The organism is Roseivirga ehrenbergii, from assembly GCF_001593005.1.
Classification (GTDB): Bacteria; Bacteroidota; Bacteroidia; order Cytophagales; family Cyclobacteriaceae; genus Roseivirga; species Roseivirga ehrenbergii.
In genome coordinates this window covers 214,763-237,179 of the sequence record NZ_LQZQ01000051.1, presented here as the reverse complement: position 1 = coordinate 237,179, position 22,417 = coordinate 214,763, and the positions used below count along the sequence as shown (strand labels likewise).

Sequence of the window (22,417 nt, the reverse complement as noted above, 5' to 3'; positions counted from 1 at the left end):
TACAGAAGAGGATCAACTTTTTAGTTGATCCTCTTTTTTATTTATGCCATCCCCTACTCATCAATTAAAACTGACACTTTGAACTTATATTTGTAACTCAAAGTTAGATTATGGAATTGACAGCAGACAATAAGCTTAGAAACCTTATCATTATTGGAGATCGTGTATTGATTAGGCCTAAGAAACAAGCTGAAAAAACAGCAAGCGGTTTGTATCTTCCTCCAGGAATTCAAGAAAAGGAGAAAGTTCGAAGCGGGTATATCATTAAAGTTGGCTCTGGATATCCAATCCCAATCCCATTTGAAGATGATGAACCATGGAAAGACAATGAGGAGAAAGTAAAATATATCCCATTGCAGGTAGAAGAAGGAGACTTGGCTATTTTCCTTCAGAGAGGAGCCATTGAAATAATGTATGGTAATGAGAAACTCTACATTGTTCCTCAGTCATCTATTCTAATGCTTGAAAGGGATGAGATTCTTTAAATAGACAAAGATGAACAATACTAAAAAGAATTTCAGACAACAATAAACGCCAAACTCATCTGTTCTTTAACCAGTTAAAAAAATGAGTTTTGCCATTACTGAATCAGTCAGTTATCTTTACATATAAAAACCTCAATATTTAGTCAGAGTCGTTTTAACAAAAGGCCGTTCTGAGTGAACATTGCGAAAAAACAGCAGGTTGAAATCAAAAGCTTGTTCAAAAACATCATATGAAATATAAAGCAATTAAATTTTCACGGAGTAATCAGGCTGAATTCATCAGCGATCTCCGTAAAAGGGTCAAAGAGTACTTTGAAACCAATGAAATTTCAGTTTATGGAAACACCACAATGGTTACAAAAACCATTGTAATGTTTTTGCTCTACTTTGCCCCTTACGCATTTATGCTCTCTGGTCTAATTACCAACACATGGATTCTACTGTTGATGTGGGCTATTATGGGAATTGGGATGTCGGGAATTGGTCTTTCCGTTATGCACGATGCCAATCATGGTGCTTATTCAAAAAATAAGCATGTAAATAAATACATGGGCTATGTAATGAATATTATTGGGGCAAGTGCCTTTAACTGGAAAGTACAACACAACGTTCTCCACCATTCATTCACCAATATTGAAGGTATGGACGAAGACATTGATCCAGGTAAACTAATGAGGTTATCTCCTCATGCTCCACTATTGAAGGTTCACAAACTTCAGCACATCTATGGTTGGTTCTTGTATGGTCTAATGACTTTCTTATGGTTAACTACAAAGGACTTTAAACAACTCTACCGATACAAAAAACTAGGCCTCCTAAAGGCTCAAAAAAGAACTTATACTGGCGTATTAATCGAAACAATCATTTCTAAAATAGTTTATTACGGATACGCTTTAGTATTGCCGTTAATCTTTATTCCTGCCCCAACTTGGGTAGTTTTATTGGGCTTCTTTATCATGCATTTCATTACAGGGCTTTCTTTAGGTTTAATTTTCCAACCTGCGCATGTTATGCCTACATCTGAATACCCAATTCCGGATGATACTGGCAACTTAGAAACTAACTGGGCAGTACATCAGCTTTTCACCACCACAAATTTTGCCCCTAAAAGCAAACTATTCTCTTGGTATGTAGGCGGGTTGAACTTCCAAATTGAACACCATTTGTTCCCGAACATTTGCCATGTTCATTATAAAAAAATATCTAAGATTGTGATGGAAACCACTAAAGAATACGGACTTCCTTACAATTCCGAAAAGAGTTTCTTTTCTGCTGTTGCGGCCCACGCTAAAATGTTAAAAAGTTTAGGACGTAACCAGCTAGCTTAAATCAGCATTAATACGATAATTGACCTACTGAAATCTTTAGAATTGATCTATTGTTTTCAGTAGGTTTTTTAGTGCCCAATATTAGCTGGCTATTGGTAAATAAAGCCACCATTTCAGTAAACACGGATTTCAAGGAAAGGATTGTAATTCCATAAAGAGACCAAGTCCCTATAAATGGATACACCAAGAGTCTATTTAATCAATCGTATTTTGAACTGTTTAGCAGGTGTTTCTAACCTGATGAAATAAGTTTAAGCAGTCCTATTTGCCTTTGGTCAAGAGTGCAAATTCCTTAGCATGATAGGTTAAAATCACGTCTGCTCCTGCCCTCTTAATACTCAAAAGCGTTTCCATCATGGCGCGGTCATAGTCAAGCCAACCTTTCATTCCTGCCGCTTTTAGCATTGCATACTCACCACTAACATTATAGGCAGCAATCGGCTGAGCGTAGTTATCTTTCAACAACTTAATTACATCCAAATAAGCCAAAGCTGGCTTTACCATTAAAAAATCGGCACCTTCTTCTACATCTAAATCCGCCTCTATTAAGGCTTCTCTCTGATTAGCCGGATTCATCTGATAGGTTTTCTTATCTCCTTTTTTGGGGGCCGAATCTAGTGCATCTCTGAAAGGACCGTAAAAAGCACTGGCATATTTCGCGGTGTACGACATAATGGAAACATTCTTGAAACCATTATCATCTAACACCTCACGAATGTAGGCTACTCGTCCATCCATCATGTCAGATGGGCCAATGATATCGATACCCGTTTCGGCCTGAGCCAAGGCCATTTTCCCCAACACCTCAAGGGTTTCATCATTTAGGATTTCGCCATTCTTCACCAAACCGTCATGACCATCAGAATTGTATGGATCCAAAGCTACATCCGTCATTATAGCAGCCTCTGGAAATTCAGACTTAATTCGTTTTAAGGCCTTTTGATAAAAGAAATTTGGATCGAAGCTCTTGGTTGCCGCTTTATCCTTATAGTGTTCTGGCACCACCGGGAACACATCGAAAGCATTAATCCCGAGCTTTAAACAGGCTTCAATTTCTTTCAATATCTTCTCCAAACCCAAGCGGTAGATACCTGGCATTGAGTCTACTTCAACTTTATCATTGGCTCCTTCGAGCAAAAACAAAGGAAAAATAAAATCATCGGTGGTCACTTTGGTTTCTTCCACCATTCGCCTAACGGCTTCTGACTTTCTATTTCTTCTTGGACGGATGTTCATGCAGTAATAAATGAAAATGCTAAGCTTTCGGTTCAGAAAACTTCAAAATTATTTGTGGCTCTACTTTACAAAATTAATGCATAAAGGATATCTATACAGCTTACCTTTATCAGCTTCGATAGTAGCCAGAATTACACAGATTAAATTCACAATTGGAATGATGATCAAAAATGGAATTCCAATAAGAAAGAATATTCCAATGCCTGCGATGAAGGTGTAAAGCAACATTGAAAGCTGAAAATTCAAAGACGCTTTGGCATGCATGGCAATCACTTCAGATTCTTCTTTCTTTGAAAGCCAAATAATCAGTGGCACTATAAAACTCCCAAACGCAACAGCGTAGCCTAGCAAGGTTCCAATATGTGACCCCAAAACCCATGGTCTTTCTTCACTTGTCATAATTCATCATCATTTTTATATTCTAAAATATCGCCTGGTTGGCAATCCAACACCTCACAGATTGCTTCAAGTGTAGTGAATCGAATTGCTCGCGCCTTTCCTGTTTTTAAAACAGAAAGGTTAGCCAAAGTAATTCCAATCTGCTCTGCAAGTTCTTTACTTTGCATTTTTCGCTTGGCCAGCATCACATCTAAGTTAATAATAATGGCCACTAGATTGTCAATTCTTTATCCTCTTTCAACTTCAAACCGTGATCGAACGCTTGGGCAACGACTAGCACAATTAAACCAATAAAAATTGTACTACTAAACACATCTGGTGAAAAACTTACTTCAATCGTTTTGGAAGCCGACTTGTCCAGTTCAAAATACTGGCCTGCAATATAACTAATCCAAAGGTTCATCAATAGATCCACAAGACCGAGTCCGATTAAAATAAAACCCATCATTCGAACTCTTAAAACGTTTTCTACACTGAAAAACCCCTCTCCCAATGCCGATTTCACAAACTGAAGAAGGGTATGGATAAAGTAAACAGAAAAACCCATTACAACCGTCAGTGCTAATAAAATCATTATTCGATAGCCCGTATTGAATGATATAACATAGTTCTTAATTGTCGATTTGAGCTCTGCCCCTTTTATAGAATTTTCATATGCTGTTTTAACAATAAGTCCCTCATCAACTTGTACATTTTCGTAATTCTCACGACTAATCTGAACAGTAAAGTACTTCTCTGTATTTTCGAAAATTCCATAATAGAGCACCATTACTAAACCAATTACCATTACAAAACGAGCAATAGTTAAAAAAACAATGCAGATTTTGATCAATGTATTTTTTCTTTTCATATCGTTAAGTCTTTATCTGTTTTAAGTTCTATTCTTGCTGTAAATTTCGAATTGTCACGCGGCCTCTTTTCGAAGCCTAAACCCACCTTCATAAACTAAACACCAACTAAGAGTACGAACCAAGCTATTGCCATTCCCATCAAAATATTAGTTAGCCATAAAGATGCTTTCGAGACATTCATATTTTCATTTTTTTCAAATGTAGAAATTATTTATCGTTAAACAATAATTAATTACCGTAAGACAACGAAAAAAAAGTACAATAAACCTTTTCATAAATCCTTTGTCAAAGTGCCAATATGAAAAATCAAGTCATCAGAACCGCAATTATTTTTTTGTTCCTAGCTTTTGCAAGCAGCGCCCAAGCGCAGTTTTGGGTAGTGAAAGGAACTGTTCTCGATAGTGCCGACCGTGTACCCATGGTGGCTGCAACTGTCAGTATTACAAACAAAGCAGACGCAACCATGAAGGCGCAAATAAGTGACCTAAATGGTGAGTTTAGAATTACAGGACTTCCTGATGGTAATTATGCTTTTAAAATCTCATTTGTAGGTTATCACGAATTCAAAAAAGACATTACCATTGCAGGTAGTACTTATGACCTTGGCACAATTTTGCTATCGGAAGACATTAAACAGCTGGAAGGAGTAACTGTAGAAGGTCTTGTAGACCGGGTTGAACAAAATGGAGATACTACCATTATGAATGCCGCAGCTTATAAGGTAAATCCAGATGCCAATGCCCAAGATCTTTTGGAGAAAATGCCTGGAATTATGGTAGTTAACGGTCAGGTTCAGGCCCAAGGAGAAAATGTAACACGTGTACTTGTAGACGGGAAAGAGTTTTTTGGAAACGATCCAAGTGCCGCTTTGCAAAATTTACCTGCTGAAATTATAGAGAAAATTCAAGTTTACGATCAAGGTAGTGACCAATCTCAGTTTACTGGATTTATGGATGGTGAAACTTCTAAAGTTTTAAACATCATCACCAAAGCAAGTATGAGTAATGGCGAATTTGGAAAAGTATACGCTGGCGCAGGAACAGACGAAACCTATAACATTGGTGGAAGCATCAACCTTTTCAGACCAAAAAGTAGAACTACAATTTTAGCTCAAACCAACAATATCAACATTCAGAATTTTTCTACTAGTGACTTACTAGGAATAACTGCTGGTGGAGGCAGAGGCGGTCGAGGTGGCGCTGGCGGTGGCAGAGGTGGTGCTGGTGGCGGCAGAGGTGGCGCTGGTGGAGGAGGCGGTGGCTTCTCTAACGGTGGTAATACCAGCGATTTCTTAGTGGGATCGCAAGGTGGTATTTCTACAACCAAAGCCTTTGGAATCAATTATTCATATCAACCAAATCAGAAACTCGATTTTTCTGGAAGCTATTTCTATAACGAAAGCAGTAACAACTCTGACCAATCAATTTTCAGACAGTATACATTACCTCAAAATGAAGGTCAGACTTATGACGAGAACACAATTTCGCCAAGCACCAATATTAACCATAGGTTTAGCGCAAAGATTGACTATACAATCAATGAGAAAAACTCTTTAACAATTAGACCACAGCTTACACTACAAGATAACGTTGGTTCTTCCTTTTTGTATGGAACTACAATGTTGAATGACGATGTGCTGAATACTACAAACACTGAAAACTCAAGTGATTTAACAGCCTATAACTTTTCTAACAATATTCTTTACAGACGTTCATTTGAGAAAAGAGGCAGGACGTTTTCGATTAACGTAAACACTGCGCTTAATAAAAGCACTGGAGAAAGTCTTTTATTGTCAGAAAACGTTTTCTATGACGACCAAGGAAACCCTGAAAGTCAAGATTTCAGACAAAGTGCAACCTTAGACCAGCCAGGAGTAACGCTCAGAGCAAATGCTACATTTACTGAGCCAATAACTGACAACAGTCAGCTGTTATTGACTTACCAATATGGTTATCAATACAATGACTCTAACAAGGAAACTTATGATTTTAATGAAAGTACAGGTCAATATTCAGACCTTAACATTCCTTTGAGTAACATTTTTAAAAATGACTACATTACTCACGGGGCATCTTTAGGCTATAACCTAAGAGGTACAAAATCCAATCTATCGGTGAGTGCAAACTATCAAATGGCTTCATTAGATAATAAGCAAACTTTCCCAACGGAAGATAATGTTAAGAGAACGTTCAATAACTTTCTTCCGAATGTCAATTACCGTTATAGTGTAGGTCGTACTGAAAACATAAATATTAGCTACAGAGCGAGTACGCAAGCTCCATCGGTAAGTCAATTGCAAAACGTAATTGATAACTCAAATCCGCTTTTCATTAGTGCTGGTAATCCAAACCTAGACCAAAACTACCAGCACAACGCAACAATTAGATATACTAAAACAAATACAGAAAAATCAACTACATTTTTCGCAACACTGAACACTACTTACTCTGATAACTACATTGGTAACAATACCATTATAGCTTCACGAGAAAACACAGTAGTGGGTGATATCACATTAGAGCCAGGAGCACAATATTCTCAACCAATGAATTTGGGAGGTTATTATAGTGTTAGAAGTTTCCTTTCATTTGGTCTTCCAATGGGCTGGGTTAAATCGAACTTGAACTTAACAGTTACTGGAAATTACAGCCGTACGCCTGAAATGATTAACTCAGTAATGAACCACTCTTCTTCTCCTAGTATAGGTTTGGGAGCAGTGTTTAGTAGTAACATTAGTGAGAAAGTTGACTTCACGCTTTCTAGTAATTCTAGCTATAGCACTACCAGCAATACGGTTCAAAGTCAGACCAACACTGAGGCTTTTACGCAATCAACACGCTTGAGATTGAACTGGATTTTTGGACCTAGCTTTGTATTCAGGTCTGAAGTAAACCATACCGCTAACCCAGGTCTTAGCGATGGTTTTAACCAGAGTTATTTGGTTTGGAACATGGAGTTTGGCAAGAAGCTAATTAAAGACAAAGCTGAATTGAAACTGACAGTATTTGACCTTTTAAAGCAAAATCAGCGCATTTCAAGAAGCATTAACGGATCTTATATTCAAGATAGTTACTCGCAAATACTTACCCAGTATGTTATGCTAACTTTCACCTTCAACATCAGAAGCTTTGGCAGTGGAACTGTTCCTAATCTTGAAGACAGACAGGGTTTTGATCCAAGACAGCGCTTCGGTGGAAATGAAGGAGGTGCTGGTGGAGCTAGAGGCGGCCGTGGCGGAATTGGAACAGGCGATATGTACTAAATTCAACCTTCGCAGGGAAGGATCTAAAAATTAAGTTTTAATTTTAACAAACTAAAATTTAAGTTTTCGAATATTAATAACTAGTTTCATGACAAGGTCACAATTCATGAAACTAGTTATTATTTTTTTATACTCAATCTTGTGCTTTTCATATTGCATATCTCAAGAGGCTACAGTTTCTGGCACAGTGCTAGACAGCGCAGAACAAAAGCCCCTTTATTTAGCCAATGTGATACTTCTGCAACAAAAGGACAGTACTTACAAAGCCACAACCACATCAGAACAAGGCGAATTTAAGTTTTCGAAACTGAGCCAAGGCACCTACAAAATCGACATTACCTATGTAGGCTTTAAGCCCTTCTCTAAAACCTTCGAGTTCAATAATGAATCAATCGATTTGGGTCGAATATTTCTAGGAGAAGACCTTACACTTCTTGACTCTGTAAGTGTGGAGGGCATTGCCCCTGCTGTAGTTTTGAAGCAGGACACCGTTGAATTTAACTCCTCTGCATATAAAACAACTTCCGAAGCCAACCTTGAGGATTTACTCAAAAAAATGCCTGGTTTAGAAGTAAAAGATGGAAAACTGACTTCTCAGGGAGAAGTAATCAATAAAATTATAGTAGACGGAAAACCCTTTTTTCAGAATAGTCCCGAATTTACATTGAAGAATTTACCAGCAGATATGGTAAGTAAAATTCAGGTGATAGATGAAAAAAGTAAGGAGGCAATCTATACAGGTCACGATGACGGTAAAAGAGAAAAAGTACTGAATGTAGTAACCAAGCCCGAAAAAAGAAGAGGCTACTTTTCCAATTTGGGTCTTACTTACAGCCCTCCTGAACGATATAATGCTAACGGAAACATAAATTTTATTCGAGGAAAAGATCGTTTTTCGATTACCGGTGGTTTTAACAACCTAAGTTCAGGCCTGAGCCAACAGTACATTGAAATGGACGGAGGAAGAACAATGGTGTCTGTAGGTGGACCAGGTGCTAGCGGAGGTATATCACAACAAAGTAATTTTAGTACCTATTATTATTCCGAAATTGTTCCAAAACTTACAGCAAATGCCTCCTACTCTTACAGAGGATCGATCACGAAATCCATTAACGAAACCTCGCAACAATACATTCAGGCTGCTGACTCGGGAAGGGTCTACAATCAAAGATCGGAGCGTGAATCCAATAACCTAGGCCATAGCGCATCGCTAAGCTTAGAATACAAACTCAATGATAATAATCGGTTTACGCTAAGACAGAGTTTTTCATTAAGCGAAGCCGAAAATTTATCGCACACCACAGGAAACACCTTTATGAATGGTGAAGAAATTAATAGTACCGACAACCGAAATTTTTCTGAGCGAGATGGAAATAACTTCGGAACTACCTTTAGCTGGTGGCATAAATTTGCAAAGAAAGGAAGAACCCTTTCTATAAACTCTAGCCTAAGTCAAAGCGAGTCAACCAGTATCGATTCTGTGCGGTCTATAAACCGCTTTAATACAGGTAATGTAAGTAACCAAGATTTCGATCAATTCAGCAAACCTCAAAGTTATAGTCAAAGGTTTTCAACACAGGTTTCTTACACCGAACCTATCGGAGAAAAACAGAGCTTGAAGATTGCTTATAGAAGAGAATTAGACAAAACGGATGACGAACGACTACTGCTTAATTACAATAATAACGAATCGAATTATACAGACATTGATACACTACGATCGAGTGACTTCGACAATCGAGTGACCAAGGACGAATTTAGTACGGGAATTCAGTTTAAAATCGGGGAAATCAATATTTCAACGAGCGCAAAATACCTTCTTCAAAGAATTGAAAACGACCAGATCTTTCCTACTTCAACTGCCTTTGATAGAGGTTTTCAAGGCTTTCTACCTAATATCAGCTTTTCTTTCAGAAATAAAGAAGGCAAACAAGTAAGGCTGAATTACTCTCGAAGCATGGGGATTCCGCAGGCCAGCCAATTACAAGATGTACTGGATAACAGAAATCCTTTATTTCTAAGAAAAGGCAACCCACAGCTCTCTGAAAGTTACTCTAACAGATTAGGACTAACCTATTCCTTATTCAATAGGGAAACTAAATCTTATATTTCTCTCAACGTATCTGGAGGAACCACTGAAAACAGCATTGTAAATAGTACGATAATTGGGAACGGAACAAACAGCCCTGATGGTGTTGAGCTACCCGTAGGCGCAAGATTAAGTATGCCAGTAAATATGGATGGCAGAAGAAATATGAACGGGAACATCAATATTTCAAAGCCAATAGAAAAATGGAAGATCAATGTTAACCTTAGTGGTTCGGCCAGCTTCAGCAGAAACCCTCAATTCTTAAACGGTGTAATTCAAGTTTCAGAAAATGCTAATTATGGGGTTGGCCTTGCTATCAACAGTAATTTTAGCGAAAAGCTCGATGTATCGTTAAGCGTAAGGCCGGGTTTTTCAAACGTAAAAAACCCGACTAATGAAGCCGGAAACAGACGTTACTCTCAAATGACTTCTGTGATACGCGCTGCGTACAAGTCGGAAAGTGGCATATACTTTACTACTTCTCTTGGCCATCAACAAAACGGTAAGGTGGGTAATATTGATGGTACGAGTCAACTTATTTGGAACATGTCGTTGAGTAAGTCTTTCTTCAAAAAGAAAATGGATTTTAGCATAACTGCCAATGATTTACTTCAGCAAAGTTCGGTGATTAATAGAAATGTAACTTCGGAATACATTCAAAACTCTGAGACCAATGTGTTGCGCCAAGTTTTTAGGTTTAGGCTAGGATACAAACTGAATAAGTTTGGTGGGGCTAAATAGAAAGATTTAATAAGGTGCGGCCTCCTCCTCTTTACTCGAATCTGTTATCAGACTATTTTTTTCAGATTGATTCTTTAGCAATTCCATGGCGTGAGATTCTTTGGTAGCCTTATAGTTAGAATAGCGTCCCATTAGGCCATAAATCACCGCAGCAATGGCTAGCAACACAAAACAAAGGTTGATTATTCTTCTCATTAGTGGTTTAAGGTTGATAACTAACAGGACTTGTTTACAACAATTCTGCCAGATATCTTAATCACTTTAATTTAGGTAATTTGGTTGTAATAAGAAACCAACTTTTTTGCTTCTTCTGCCTTATCAGATGGTATTGGGATTGAATAACTCAGGCTTGATTTCCTATGACCTATTCCAGATTCAATGGTAAATACCATCACATTCATATTGAATTGCTCTTGGATTGTAATTTGATTCGGACGATACCCAAACTCATTCACAAGAATAAGCTTACTGTTATAAATGATGGAGGATTTGGCAAAATGGATTTCGGCCACTTGAATTTGGCTTTGCCTATTTAAATCAGATCTCGCCTTCAGAATTGCCAAATATTTACCCACTAGAAAGGAAATACTTGAAACAAGTATTATACATACTATCACCTCTATTAACTCAAGCCTATTCCAAAGCGAAAACCCTGAAACAATCCCCATTAATGCAGCGGCAGCCCAGCCAAAACCAGAAGCATCTCTGATGCTATCTTCATATTTAGCTTTATAAAAGCGCCTCCATTGTTCTGAATCGATCTCCCATTTGGTAACAACTTCCTCATCGCCATTCCTCACATCCTCTGCTCTCTGCTGGCTGTAACCACGATTATTCTTTATAATCGCCTTTAGGCTGAATGTGGTAATCAGTATTCCTAGAAAAAGAACCATGCCTTTATCAAGGGTTACTCCATCGACAGACATAAAAACCACCATTAAGATGCAAGCGCTAAGGCCTGCAATCATTAAAAGGCTTAACCCAAATATTGCAATTGTAAATCGAGGTTTTTCAGTAACTCTCATTTTCTAATAGGTACGAAGGGTTTCAAAAGTATTGGAACATGCTTCTAATTCAACTGGGGCGCCATCAAATACCTGCATTGAAATAAGCATGGCCAAAGCTTTAAAGCTTATATCTTTTGTGCTGTCTTCAGTTACGCCATCAATCACCACCATTCTAAACAGATAGGTAGAGTCTCTTTTGGTCAGTTGAACAGATTTTCCGTTGCCATCGGCAAACTCAGAATCGACCAAGTACTCACCAAGTCTTTGGGCATCAGCCTCTGTTACCAAATCAGTGTAGTAAACGTCTGTGCCATTAAATTCTAGTTTTTCTCCATAGCCCGAGGAGCTAAAAACGAAGTATGTGATTACAGCAATCACAAGGAAAATTCCAGATAGTACCTTTTTCATTTTTCTATTTTTATGGTGTTATAAAATCGGTTTTTAGGGTAGAATATGGCTGGGTATTTGTCCGGCTGAGAAAACCACAGGGCGGTTTTTCTTATAGTAAGGAACAAGCCTAAAAAAGAGTATGGCTAAAAAACTAAGGGCAATAATCCATGCACCAAACATGGTCAAAACAATAAGCATAAGCCCAAAAAAGATGGTTGAGGCAATAACCTCTAGCCAATAAGTAGACTTAGACTTACCTGAACTAAAGTTTGTTAGTCCATTCACTTCTAAGCGCTGCAACAAGGAACTTACAAACTGACGATAATCATCCGATTGATACTCAAAATTTGCAGGCCCAATATACCTTCGGTTGCTCAAAACAATTTTACCCGACCTTGTTTCTATTGCACATTGATAAATATTACCGTAATGCCTCGTTGGCTTAAAGCTAAGGTGAACACCATGAACATCTTTCAGGTCCCATTTTGAATGTTCGTTGGAGATAGCTCCATCGTCTAATGTGTAAACCTGTTCCTTATCAAAAGCACTAATCCGATTCAAGTAAGTTCCCATAGCTAAACTATTTGGGGCTTCAACCCATTAACTACTTGATAAAACTAGACGATATAGAAGCCTTTTAACATCCCTTTTAAAAGGCAAAAGCGAGTCAGTGCTAGCACTGACCCGCTTAATAAGCAAGAAAGCCTCGCTCCCGAGGCTTTCCGAATCGACCACTATTTAAGGCACCCAACTCGAGCCAAAAATAATCTTGGTATACTGACAGAACCATAGCGCAAGCCAACACCAAGAACCTCAATCACAGTGTGGCTTTGCTAGGGTTTCAATCAATAATCAACAAACGCTTCCCTTCTGGAATGCAGTTATTTTTATTACAAACTAGCTTTAATTTCGGCCACAATGGCCCTTTGAGCATTAAGCACAATTTGTCTTAACTCTTCTATATACTTGGCTTCATCTGCGTGGATAGAATACTCACCTTTTGAAGAAAGCCCCCAAAAAGAACCATCTCTTGAATCAGTTTCTACCAAACCCTTACTCCAGTCATTATTGCCTTCAATTTGCTTGTTAAATGCAACCCAACCCCAAGCAGCTTTTGGGTTGATGATTGAAATTGTTGGTTGAATAGACAAACCAGCAGAAGTAGTTAAAGTGTTTCTGTTCGTGTTTTTACTACCATCAAAAGAAGCAAAACGAATCATATAGCTAATGCTAATCATATTGACGTTGGCCTTTTTAGCTTCGTTATTGTAAAAATTACCAGGTACCTTGGCTGTTGTTAAGAACACATTTTTGTTATTCGGCCTAAATGTATTTTGTTCTTTAATGTCTGGAGTATTATCTAAAAGTCCACTTTTTTCATACATCACAGTACCATCGGTTTTACCAATGATCGAGTTTTTCCGGTCAGCCTTTCCGTTTGAATTTGCATTATCAATTACTTCTTGGCCATCGGTAATATTCAATCCTATACCTTTCAACTCAGCTACAAACTGAGCGTGCAACTCATCTACAAGTTTCTGAAGAGCCTCAGCGCTTACTCCAGCCAAAGCCGCTTCGCCAAACACCGAACCGACCCCTTGTTTCTGCATGACTCCTGCTTGAGATTTTCCTTTCATCAGTGAAGCCTGCGTAATAGAGTAATCATTCAAGAAAGTGGGTTCACTTTTTAAAGACTTGGCAACACCTCCCGGTATTTTTGTCTTAACATTATACTTTTTCACAAAGTCTACTTTAGACCAGTCTGTTTGTGCATTTAAGCCAATGGTGGCTACTGCAAGCATTAATAATAGAGTTAACTTTTTCATGGTGGATGTGTTTAAAATGTAATCTTTTAAGCAAGCTGACCTGCTTAGAATTTCTTGATGATGTAGCCTACCGAAGCAGTAATTACTGCACCTTCATATGGCCGGGTACCTAGTTCTCCTATGGCAAACATATTCCCGAAAAAACCCTTTTTCCTTCCAAAATTATTTTCGCTGCTGTATGGGCTATTATACCATTTCACCCCTAGCCTCCAGCCAATAAAGTCAGAGTCATCGTAGGCAGGGTTTTTTATACTGGTAGGCAAAATGAGCACATCTGCATAGAATTTAAAGATGCTTCCGAGGGCAAAGCTTTCTTGAGTTTCTTCACTCTTAAACTGAAAAAAAGTACCTCTTGAAATGCCTATTCCAGCATAACCGCCTGAATGTGTGATTGTACTTAGGCCAGAAGTAAGTCCCGCCTCGGTAGACTCATAGCTGCTATTTCTAAAATAGCCTCCACCACGAACAAAGTATTCAGTTCTCACATGGCCTGGCATAGTTAGCGTACTGGTTCTTGTGGTTGTAGTACGAAATGAACTGGATTGACTGAAGCTCATAAGTACTTTGAGGTCTTGCTTTAATTTAGTTTTCGAAAATAAATTTTTGCTTACACCCGCCTCCGCCGCAATGGCTAGGTCTCCAGAAGAATCGATTTTAAGCAAAGGGGTTCTTAAACTTCCTTCTAAACCGAGTGAAGGCAACAAAGGGTAAAAGATGTTAACCCCTAGTGCCCAAACATAGGATCCACTTACATTGTCCATTCCTGAATCAACAGTCAAATACTCTAAGGCAACATGTCCTTTGATAAGCTTTGAAGGGTCATCATTTAACACTTCATAGCCTTGACCATAAATAGAATGACCAAAAAGGCCGATCAGAAAACCGATAGTAAGAACCTTTTTCATGGCTTATTTCACCGTAAACTGACCGTAAAAACCTGTTCCGCTCGCTTTCTCTAAATTGATTTCATTTAATGACCCATCGGTATTGGCAGAAATATTGAAAGCGATATCGTCAATACATGCTGCTTTGAATGTGTAGTTGCCAGAAGTTGGAGTGGCACCAAAGCGATGAACTGCATTTTCTATACTAAAACAGTCTCTACCATCGATAGATACGACAAGCTTGGTAGCTGAAATAGTGAATGTAGCTTCTGTACCTAAAGCTACTGGTGAATTAGATTCTGCATAAGTTAGTTTTGTAACGAAAGTACCATGAAGGTTTGCAGGTACGGTAGCGGCAGTTTCATCTGTGCCTACAGTGGCAGTGCATACTTCACCTCCACAGTCGTCTGCAGTAGGTTTGTCATCTTCTCCACATGCCGTAAAAATTAATGCTGCGAAAGCTAGAATTGCGAGTTGTTTTTTCATTGTTGCAGTTTTTTTGTTCTTCTCAAAGCTGAGAAAAACAAACCTGCAACAACATACAGCCTACTAAGGGTTTTAGCGTCCGTGCTAGCACGGACAGGTTAGTTATTATTCATTTCCGCCCTTACCCTTTTCGGCATTTATTTTCTTCAACAGCTCATCTAATTCAGATCGAGAGATGGCTTCAGGAAGAATAAGCCCTAAGTATTCAGCTTTTTCGAAGCCCTTAAATCTGTATACTTTCTGTGTTCCGCTATTGTCGATATAAATAAGATCTCCTTGATATAGCTCTGTTGTAAAGTTTGTATTTTTTTCAATCACCCCTTCTACAATTAATGTGAACTTACCGTCCTTCTGCTTAACTAAAACAGTTTTTTCATTATCGGCCAGAAGCTTATTTAGCGCGCCAAAATAGAACCCTTCCTTTTGCGGATACTCGGCAAAAAAAGTGGAGTCGCTATGCCTATCATAAATCACCTCGGCCCACATTTCCGACTCTACTTGGTTCTTTACATATACACGCTTTACATCAACTATCGATTTTCCATTTATGAAAAACGCAACATTTTTATCACCCCATTTTAACACCTTATAGTCGGTAGGCCCCATAACTATTCTACTTGTGCCTTCTATATTATCTTGGGTAAAATAGTCCTTGAGCTCGTAGGTTATACTTCTTGCTGTATCACGCACATAGGCATCGGGGCTACCTAGGTTACCAAAAAATTGCAAATAGTCTACCACTGGCTCTCCGTTTCCGTCCCATAGGTTATAGGTATTTCCTATTCTCTTAAAAGTATTTGGTTGAGCTTTTTTAACTACTGGTTTTTCTTTAGGCTTTGAAGGGTCCACTTTTAATTTAGTTGCTAAACTTGCCACCTCATTATCTGGCACCAACTCAGCTGGTAGAAAATCGTCTGGTTCAATATTTTTAAAGCCTTTGAAACGATAAGCCTTCACTACATTCAGCGCATTGGTATAAAAATGAACAACATCATCACCATCCATTAGACTGTAATCATAATTACCAATTCCCTCACCCTTTTCAAAAATGACCCATTGCCCCTTTTCAAATTTCATGATATAGGTTTGAGCTGAATTCCAAGGCAAAGCCTTCATTGGGCCAATCTTAGTTGTTCCATTCAAATCGTATTGCATGCCGTAGCTCGCGTTCGTGGTTGAATCATAAACTACTGCACCGTATTTTAACTGATCGGCATACAATTTACGAGAACCTAAATTACTCTTGATTAAACGTGTGCCTCCTACAAAGTAGGTGATGTTCTTATTCTCGTTATATAAGTAGTAAATCGATTTCTCGCCCTTTGACAGTAAGGTTACAGGTTGATTTGTAAATTCCTTATCATCTGCTTTATCATAAAAACCATCTAACCTATAATATGACGAAGTAAGCGGAAAGTATAGAACTTGTTGTTTATCTGGAGCCCAAGTGGCTGTTTCGGCAATACCAGAGACTACGGTGCCATCAACCGTTTTTAATCGATATTTATTTTGGGGAAGGTTGTCATAAACAATACTGGTAAAATTAATAGAGGGATAGCGCTCTTTTAATTGCTTAAGAGGCTCCTCTAAGTATTCCGTATTGTGTATATCACCTGGCTTACCTTCATCAAATTTTGTTCTATAATCAGGCAAGATAAACCAACCATCAGCCCCACCAAGGTATGACAATATCAACTTATCCCCTCCATCTAGTTCTAGTTGTTTTCTGATAGTTACACCAAAACCTTTTGAAACCAAAACATAGGTACTATCTGTCATTTTAGCCCAAAACCGATTATCTTCTAATAACTCTGCCTTCTTAAGCCCAGGCTTTTCTTCTGCCCCTTTAATAGCCAAGAATGATTTATTCTGACTGGTTAAATAATTAATACTATTAGTCCCTACATCATACCTGTATTTTCCCGTTGTTACAATAAGCCCTTTTTGGAAAATAGTTGGGTAATTAGGCCCACCTGCCCAGAAAATATCTTCAGGATTATGAGATACAATTACTCCCTCATGCCAGGTGGTATGATTCGATGATTTGTTATAGCCCTTTAATATAACCGTAGCATTTATTGAGGTTACATAAGTAATGTAATCGTCCGTACCAGAAATAAGGTTAGGACTGGTAGCGGGTACTATTTTACCGTTAATAGCTACACTTACATTAGAATATTGTCTAAAATATTGTGCTCTATTGTCTTCTGGAACCATTTCAGTCCTACCCGTAATTTGTCCATCGGCATAAGTGATTTTGCGTAAGACTAAACTAGACCTTCCAAATTGCTCATCTAATACCTCACTTTTAATCCAGCTTCCTTGAGCATCACTTTCATAGTAATGCTTCAAAACAGATTGCTGGTTATTCCCTAAGTTCTTAGTGGTTTCTTGTACTTTAAGCTTTGTTGTTTTATCGGTTAGCGTAATGATGGTGAATGTACCATTTGCAGTTGCGCGGGTTTCGCCAGTTACTTCATTTCCTCCCTCATCTTTATACTCATATATAGAAATAACCCTAGCACTATCTTCTCCTTGAAGTTTTTGAGAGGTTTTAGTAATTCTATTTAGCTCATCTCTTTCTGTGTATATCGCTCCTTTCCACTCACCATTTTCGAGCACCTCTGTTGCTATTAGCTGATCCTTGTTATTATAGCTATAATTTTTAACCGTAGTAATTAAACCTTGTACTTGTGTAGTTGTAGTTAAAAAGCCCTTTTTATAATCATACTTGGTGTTGCGCAGATTTAAGCCAGTAGCCCCGTTCGAGATTTTCTCTACTTCCAAAACTCCCTTTTTATCTAATTCATAACTGTATTCATACTTATTGCCAGTCAATAGTTCATCTCGGCTAATGCTTATCAAATTGCCTTTTTCATCATACTTCTCAGTTTCGATTATGGCTTTTTGAAGGCCTTTTTCAGCCACAAACTCATAGTATGTATTTACAATACTGGTGGCTTTACCTTTTACTCCTTTAGATTCTAAAGTAACCGCTTCAAATAATTGAGCCTTTGCAGAAAAAGCATAAAGCAGAAATAAGAGTAAGATGAAGTTTTTCATGAGTACAGCATTTAGTGGTCAATCAGGGCCATTATAAATCAAGCCTTGGTATTAATGTAAAATTAAAACCACTCTGTACGGGAAGGAATACGCTAGGCGTGGGGTATTTGCATCCGTGCCAATACGGATGCAAAGAGTAAGTCAACAAGTAGCTAAACTCATCACTCTTCTTTAACCATATCGGGAATAAATAAAACTTTTAAGGAAAAATACTTTGAGGTCAAAATTAATTACGCTTAATTAAAACTAATTCAATAGTTCAAACAAGCAACCATGAAAAACACATTTTGGCCAATTTTAGCTACTATCCTATTCAATGTTAGTTGCTCTAAGCAGGCCGAAAACATCGAAAACAAAACTACTTCGCTTAAGTACTTTGGCGAAGTTGCTTTAAACCACGGTGAGCTTTTGCTTTCAAGTTATGGGTTCTCTAATAATATTGTCGGACAGGACAGCCTTTTGATCTACGATCAAGGGTCTAAACTATTGGTACTATTTGATCTCCAGAAGAAAATACCTATCCACACTATTGCTGTGAACTTAGACGGCCCTGATTTTTTTGACCCTCCATTTCAAGATGCCGAAATCAGAAATGACTCTCTTTTTCTGCTTTCTCGCAATTCGTTTAACATCTACAATCTTGATGGCAAAGCATTAATGCGTTTTAGAACTGAAGATTTACAAACACATAAAATTTCATCATTTGTATTCGATTTTCACTTAACTGACTTTCAACTATTGGAGGAAAATAAAGTCCTGTTCTCGAAAGTACCAATTGATGTCATCGTTACTAATTTTCAGTCACAAGAAAAACCAAAGCTCTTTTTTACTTTAAACTTACTTACAAAGGAAATTTCCGAAATACCCGTCTTTTCACCAAAAGAGTCATTAATAGACGACAGAACTATAGGCTATTATAACGATTTTTCATTTCATAGCATGGTTATCAATCATGACTCCATTATTTACAGTTTCCCTTTTACCTCAAAAACCTTTATCTATGATATGGGCACCAAAGAGCAAACGGAAATTGAAGCGCCATTTAAATTTGCTGAAAACTTAAGGGAACCCATAAGTGCGGTGGATAATAAAAATACTGAAAAATGGGTGGATTATGTCTATTCAGGACCAAAGTTCTCAGCCATTGAAAGAGATGACGAGACGGGCTTCTACGTAAGGGTAGTTATGCAAAATGAAAAACTTAGTAACGGAGACAAAAAAGATGATAGATACCTTATGTTACTCAATGAAAAGCTTGAGGTTATTGAAGAAATTAAATTGAAAGAAATGGTGTTTATAGAGCCAGCTGTATCTAACGGAATTATTTACTTGTATTTAGGAAACCCATCCGTAGAAGGTGCCTATTCATTTGTCGCATATGAGATTGTGAAGTAAGACTTTCCATATAACAGTTATTAAATCAAATTATTCGCGTAGGCAAACTTGATAAGCCCTACCAAAGAGCTGGTTTTTGTTTTGCGGAAAATGTTTTTTCTGTGGGTTTCAACAGTGCGTTCGCTGATAAAAAGTTCTTCTGCAATCTGCTTGTTGGAATATTCCTGAGAAATCAGTTTGAGAATTTCGCGTTCTCGTGAAGTCAAAAGTTTACCTTCATCGGGTTCGTAAAGGCTTTTCACCAACATGGCATTAATATCGGTAGACATGTACATTTTCCCTCCTCTTACCGCATATATGGCCTCAATCAGCTCTGCCTTGGTGTCTTTCTTCAATACATAACCATTCACGCCTTCTTTCAGGATTTCCTTTACCAAATGGGCTTCATCATGCATACTTAAAATGATGAACTTCATATCGGGAAAAAGACGTTTGGTTTTTTGCACCAAACTCAATCCATCATCATCTCCTAGGTTGTAGTCGGTAATTACCAAATCGGGTTTGTGTTTGTCGATAGAACGGATGGCATCTGGAACAGAGCCCACAGCATCTACCACAGAGAGCATTTCATCTTCTTCAATCAGCTTTTTTAAGCCATCCAATAATATGGAGTGGTCATCGACAAGGAGGATTTTCATCGTTTCTGCTATTTGTTCCTTGCCCACAAAATTGAACAACCATTTCATTGGAGCAAGGTATTCTTACTAATCTATTAAAAATATCCGACTAAGCGGTGATTTGTTTTTCAGTGCTAGTGGGTATTCTCTTAATCGAAGCCTCATGCAAATTAACCGTCATCATAGTGCCTCGCCTATCAGGGTGACTATCCAAATCGAACTCTCCTTTGATTAAATTCAAACGTGTTTGAATATTCTTCCAGCCGTTACCTTTACCATTGTAAAAGAGTTCCGTATCAAAGCCTTTTCCGTTGTCTTCTACTGTTAGTGTAAGTTCGGTTTCATCTCTAGTAAGCTGAATTGTGATGTGACTTGCGTCTGCATACTTCATGACATTATTCACCCATTCTTGGCAAATTCTGAAAAGGGAAATCTCAACAATTTCCGGAAGACGCTCTTTATTGCTGAACACAATGACCTCGCAAACCACCTTTTTACTTTGAGTAATGCGATCTCCAAATTCTTTTAAGGCAGTAGTTATCCCCTTTTTCACCAAGGTTTGGGGCATTAAATCGAAGCAAATGGATCGAAGTTCGGCATACATATCGTTGATTACTGATTCTCCATTTCTGAATACCTCTAGTCTCTTTTCTGGATGTTGGGCGTCCTTATCATTTAATCCTGAAAGGTTAAGTTTGAGTACAGAAATGAGTTGACCAAAACCATCATGTAAATCTCTAGCAAAACGGTTTCGCTCCTTTTCTTGAGAGTTGATTACCGCGTTTAGTTCTGCTTCGCGAAGTTTAAGTTGTGCCTCTTGAAGTATGAGCTGCTCATTTTTTTTTGCTCGGTTGCGCACCAGAAAAATAATAGCTAAAAATAGAATAACAATCAAAACTAAGCCGATCATCAACAAGCGATTTCGTTCAAGTTTCAATGCTTGTTCACCAAGTTGAGCTTCTTGCAAAGCAATTTGCTGCTCTTTCTTTTCAGTTTCGTATTGGGTATTGAGTTCTGCAATTTTATCTAGGTTTCGGTCATTGATCAATGAATCGTCCAACATCATAAACTTTTCTAGATAAGCAAGTGAGTTCTCAAAGCGATTGATCTGTTTTTGAAAAAGATACATCTCTTGATAAGCCTTTCGCTTAGTCACTTTATCATCGGTTTGTTCAGAGAGTTTAATTCCTTCCTGATAATATTTATCAGCCTTTTCCAACTCACCTAAACTCTTGTAAGTGCTTGCCAAAGTTATACTCACTGAGGCCAAACCTGTAATGTCACCAATTTTAGTCTTCAGTTCATGTGCCTTCGAAAGGTGATTTACAGCCGTATTATACTCTTCTTCTGCCCTAAAAATATCTCCTAAATTATTGTACACCATAGACAACAAATACTCGTTTTGAGCAGCTAAGGCATATTTTTCAGCCTCTTTAAACATGAATAGCGCAGAGTCATTTTGCTGTTTAGCCTGATATACTCCGCCAATTCCATTGTAAGAAAAAGCAAGTAGCTGAGGGTTTTTATTTCCTTCAAGTAGAATATCCCTACTTTGTATAAATCTCCTTTCAGCATCTTCTAAGCGCTCTAGTTGTACAGCAACCGTTGCCATATTTATCAAAGCATAAGGCATCATAGATTTCAAACCCAGTGCTTCATACTCTTTTAGCGCATTTTGAAAACTTACGTAGGCAGAATCCATAGCGCCCAGACTGTTTAGAAGATTGCCTTTATTAAGGTAGGAATCTGCGGCACTTCTCTTGTCATTTGATGCCAAATAAATTGAAATACTCTGATTGATGTACTCCATCGATTCATCATACCTCGATAGCCTTTGAAGAACAGTTGCAATATTATTCATAGAAGCCGCTTGCGCCTGTTCATCGCCAGCTTCAATACGATATTCTAATGCTTTTTTATTGTAAAACAGGGCGCTATCAAACCCACCGGTATTATTAAAAATACTCCCGTAAGTACTGTAAACATCAGAAATCACCAACGGATCATTCTGCTTTTCAGCGTATTCAAGGGCCTTTTTCACATACAGCTTAGCTGAATCGAATTGAAATAGGTTCTTGAATGTCCAAGCAATTTGATTAGTCGCAGAACTCTTCTCTGAATTTGATGAAGCAAAGCTCAAAGCTTGTGTAGCGTAGCTTAAGGATTGATTATTATCTTGAGATACCTTTGCTAAATTGATAAGAATCCTTGTTCTCTCTGAACCTGAAGCTTCTTTCAAAGCTAACTTTAGGCTGTCTTCAACAGATTGAGCGTACGCAAAATTTATGGCTCCCAAAAAACAACTCAAAAACAACGAAGTTCGAAGCATCACCCCTCTAAAATTCGAATCACTACACA

Annotated in this window: 19 protein-coding genes; 5 read left to right on the top strand and 14 right to left on the bottom strand. The window is 38.0% G+C overall.

Annotated features, from left to right (window positions below; translation table 11 throughout):
- The first annotated feature begins 110 nt into the window (after positions 1 to 110).
- Together MB14_RS18355 and MB14_RS18350 are read left to right on the top strand one after the other, a co-directional pair.
- Positions 111 to 485 (top strand): co-chaperone GroES, encoded by a 375-nt coding sequence (locus MB14_RS18355; protein ID WP_062594202.1) that lies wholly within the window; start codon positions 111 to 113, stop codon positions 483 to 485.
- A gap of 230 nt (positions 486 to 715) precedes the next feature.
- The gene (locus MB14_RS18350) at positions 716 to 1,813 is read left to right on the top strand and encodes a fatty acid desaturase family protein (RefSeq protein WP_062594201.1); all 1,098 of its coding nucleotides are present in this window, start codon (positions 716 to 718) and stop codon (positions 1,811 to 1,813) included.
- A gap of 261 nt (positions 1,814 to 2,074) precedes the next feature.
- On the opposite strand, the gene hemB is transcribed toward MB14_RS18350, so the two are convergent.
- From hemB to MB14_RS18330, 4 genes are read right to left on the bottom strand one after another with little or no spacing between them, the layout of a single operon-like run.
- Positions 2,075 to 3,049 (bottom strand): porphobilinogen synthase, encoded by a 975-nt coding sequence (hemB, locus tag MB14_RS18345; protein WP_062594200.1) that lies wholly within the window; start codon positions 3,047 to 3,049, stop codon positions 2,075 to 2,077.
- 60 nt (positions 3,050 to 3,109) lie between these two features.
- Positions 3,110 to 3,448: a DUF4870 domain-containing protein gene (locus MB14_RS18340; protein ID WP_053224796.1), complete on the bottom strand. Its 339-nt coding sequence runs from the start codon at positions 3,446 to 3,448 to the stop codon at positions 3,110 to 3,112.
- Complete coding sequence (locus tag MB14_RS18335; RefSeq protein WP_062594199.1) at positions 3,445 to 3,660, bottom strand: helix-turn-helix domain-containing protein; 216 nt, start codon at positions 3,658 to 3,660, stop codon at positions 3,445 to 3,447. The genes MB14_RS18340 and MB14_RS18335 overlap by 4 nt, the downstream gene beginning before the upstream one ends.
- Complete coding sequence (locus tag MB14_RS18330; protein ID WP_062594195.1) at positions 3,660 to 4,298, bottom strand: DUF2975 domain-containing protein; 639 nt, start codon at positions 4,296 to 4,298, stop codon at positions 3,660 to 3,662. Before MB14_RS18330 ends, MB14_RS18335 begins: the two co-directional genes overlap by 1 nt.
- 299 nt (positions 4,299 to 4,597) lie before the next feature.
- Here MB14_RS18330 and MB14_RS18325 point away from each other — a divergent pair, with 299 nt between their 5' ends.
- Together MB14_RS18325 and MB14_RS18320 are read left to right on the top strand one after the other, a co-directional pair.
- Positions 4,598 to 7,561 (top strand): TonB-dependent receptor, encoded by a 2,964-nt coding sequence (locus MB14_RS18325; protein WP_062594194.1) that lies wholly within the window; start codon positions 4,598 to 4,600, stop codon positions 7,559 to 7,561.
- Between the two features lie 106 nt (positions 7,562 to 7,667).
- Positions 7,668 to 10,391 (top strand): outer membrane beta-barrel protein, encoded by a 2,724-nt coding sequence (locus MB14_RS18320; RefSeq protein WP_172796120.1) that lies wholly within the window; start codon positions 7,668 to 7,670, stop codon positions 10,389 to 10,391.
- Between the two features lie 6 nt (positions 10,392 to 10,397).
- Here the strand turns inward: MB14_RS18320 and MB14_RS19030 are convergent, their stop codons facing one another.
- The 8 genes from MB14_RS19030 to MB14_RS18285 form a co-directional block, all read right to left on the bottom strand.
- Positions 10,398 to 10,586, bottom strand: coding sequence for a hypothetical protein (locus MB14_RS19030; protein WP_132644138.1), 189 nt, complete (start codon positions 10,584 to 10,586; stop codon positions 10,398 to 10,400).
- 71 nt (positions 10,587 to 10,657) lie between these two features.
- Positions 10,658 to 11,416: a hypothetical protein gene (locus MB14_RS18315; protein WP_062594190.1), complete on the bottom strand. Its 759-nt coding sequence runs from the start codon at positions 11,414 to 11,416 to the stop codon at positions 10,658 to 10,660.
- A gap of 3 nt (positions 11,417 to 11,419) precedes the next feature.
- Entirely contained in the window at positions 11,420 to 11,806 is a 387-nt protein-coding gene (locus MB14_RS18310) for a hypothetical protein (protein ID WP_062594188.1), read from the bottom strand.
- Between the two features lie 33 nt (positions 11,807 to 11,839).
- Positions 11,840 to 12,361: a hypothetical protein gene (locus MB14_RS18305; RefSeq protein WP_062594186.1), complete on the bottom strand. Its 522-nt coding sequence runs from the start codon at positions 12,359 to 12,361 to the stop codon at positions 11,840 to 11,842.
- A gap of 317 nt (positions 12,362 to 12,678) precedes the next feature.
- Complete coding sequence (locus tag MB14_RS18300) at positions 12,679 to 13,614, bottom strand: hypothetical protein (protein WP_062594184.1); 936 nt, start codon at positions 13,612 to 13,614, stop codon at positions 12,679 to 12,681.
- 44 nt (positions 13,615 to 13,658) lie between these two features.
- Positions 13,659 to 14,519 (bottom strand): hypothetical protein, encoded by an 861-nt coding sequence (locus tag MB14_RS18295; protein ID WP_062594183.1) that lies wholly within the window; start codon positions 14,517 to 14,519, stop codon positions 13,659 to 13,661.
- Between the two features lie 3 nt (positions 14,520 to 14,522).
- A complete protein-coding gene (locus MB14_RS18290; protein ID WP_062594182.1) occupies positions 14,523 to 14,984 on the bottom strand; it encodes a hypothetical protein in 462 nt (153 codons plus the stop codon).
- A gap of 105 nt (positions 14,985 to 15,089) precedes the next feature.
- Positions 15,090 to 18,047 carry a hypothetical protein gene (locus tag MB14_RS18285; RefSeq protein WP_062594176.1) on the bottom strand — a complete coding sequence of 986 codons (2,958 nt, stop codon included), beginning with the start codon at positions 18,045 to 18,047 and terminating at the stop codon, positions 15,090 to 15,092.
- Positions 18,048 to 18,320: 273 nt separating this feature from the next.
- Between MB14_RS18285 and MB14_RS18280 the strand changes: the two genes are divergently transcribed.
- Positions 18,321 to 19,442, top strand: coding sequence for a DUF4221 family protein (locus MB14_RS18280; protein ID WP_062594175.1), 1,122 nt, complete (start codon positions 18,321 to 18,323; stop codon positions 19,440 to 19,442).
- A 20-nt stretch (positions 19,443 to 19,462) separates the two neighbouring features.
- Here MB14_RS18280 and MB14_RS18275 read toward each other — a convergent pair whose 3' ends face one another.
- Positions 19,463 to 20,080, bottom strand: a complete 618-nt coding sequence (locus MB14_RS18275) for a response regulator (protein ID WP_132644139.1) — start codon at positions 20,078 to 20,080, stop codon at positions 19,463 to 19,465.
- Between the two features lie 88 nt (positions 20,081 to 20,168).
- Positions 20,169 to 22,367 carry a tetratricopeptide repeat-containing sensor histidine kinase gene (locus MB14_RS18270; protein ID WP_165899501.1) on the bottom strand — a complete coding sequence of 733 codons (2,199 nt, stop codon included), beginning with the start codon at positions 22,365 to 22,367 and terminating at the stop codon, positions 20,169 to 20,171.
- Positions 22,368 to 22,417 lie beyond the last annotated feature (50 nt).

Bases quoted from the DNA above. Each gene is read 5' to 3' on its own strand.
- MB14_RS18355 (WP_062594202.1), top strand. From the start codon at position 111: ATGGAATTGACAGCAGACAATAAGCTTAGAAACCTTATCATTATTGGA.
- MB14_RS18350 (WP_062594201.1), top strand. From the start codon at position 716: ATGAAATATAAAGCAATTAAATTTTCACGGAGTAATCAGGCTGAATTC.
- hemB (WP_062594200.1), bottom strand. From the start codon at position 3,049: ATGAACATCCGTCCAAGAAGAAATAGAAAGTCAGAAGCCGTTAGGCGA.
- MB14_RS18340 (WP_053224796.1), bottom strand. From the start codon at position 3,448: ATGACAAGTGAAGAAAGACCATGGGTTTTGGGGTCACATATTGGAACC.
- MB14_RS18330 (WP_062594195.1), bottom strand. From the start codon at position 4,298: ATGAAAAGAAAAAATACATTGATCAAAATCTGCATTGTTTTTTTAACT.
- MB14_RS18325 (WP_062594194.1), top strand. From the start codon at position 4,598: ATGAAAAATCAAGTCATCAGAACCGCAATTATTTTTTTGTTCCTAGCT.
- MB14_RS18320 (WP_172796120.1), top strand. From the start codon at position 7,668: ATGAAACTAGTTATTATTTTTTTATACTCAATCTTGTGCTTTTCATAT.
- MB14_RS19030 (WP_132644138.1), bottom strand. From the start codon at position 10,586: ATGAGAAGAATAATCAACCTTTGTTTTGTGTTGCTAGCCATTGCTGCG.
- MB14_RS18315 (WP_062594190.1), bottom strand. From the start codon at position 11,416: ATGAGAGTTACTGAAAAACCTCGATTTACAATTGCAATATTTGGGTTA.
- MB14_RS18310 (WP_062594188.1), bottom strand. From the start codon at position 11,806: ATGAAAAAGGTACTATCTGGAATTTTCCTTGTGATTGCTGTAATCACA.
- MB14_RS18305 (WP_062594186.1), bottom strand. From the start codon at position 12,361: ATGGGAACTTACTTGAATCGGATTAGTGCTTTTGATAAGGAACAGGTT.
- MB14_RS18300 (WP_062594184.1), bottom strand. From the start codon at position 13,614: ATGAAAAAGTTAACTCTATTATTAATGCTTGCAGTAGCCACCATTGGC.
- MB14_RS18295 (WP_062594183.1), bottom strand. From the start codon at position 14,519: ATGAAAAAGGTTCTTACTATCGGTTTTCTGATCGGCCTTTTTGGTCAT.
- MB14_RS18290 (WP_062594182.1), bottom strand. From the start codon at position 14,984: ATGAAAAAACAACTCGCAATTCTAGCTTTCGCAGCATTAATTTTTACG.
- MB14_RS18285 (WP_062594176.1), bottom strand. From the start codon at position 18,047: ATGAAAAACTTCATCTTACTCTTATTTCTGCTTTATGCTTTTTCTGCA.
- MB14_RS18280 (WP_062594175.1), top strand. From the start codon at position 18,321: ATGAAAAACACATTTTGGCCAATTTTAGCTACTATCCTATTCAATGTT.
- MB14_RS18275 (WP_132644139.1), bottom strand. From the start codon at position 20,080: ATGAAAATCCTCCTTGTCGATGACCACTCCATATTATTGGATGGCTTA.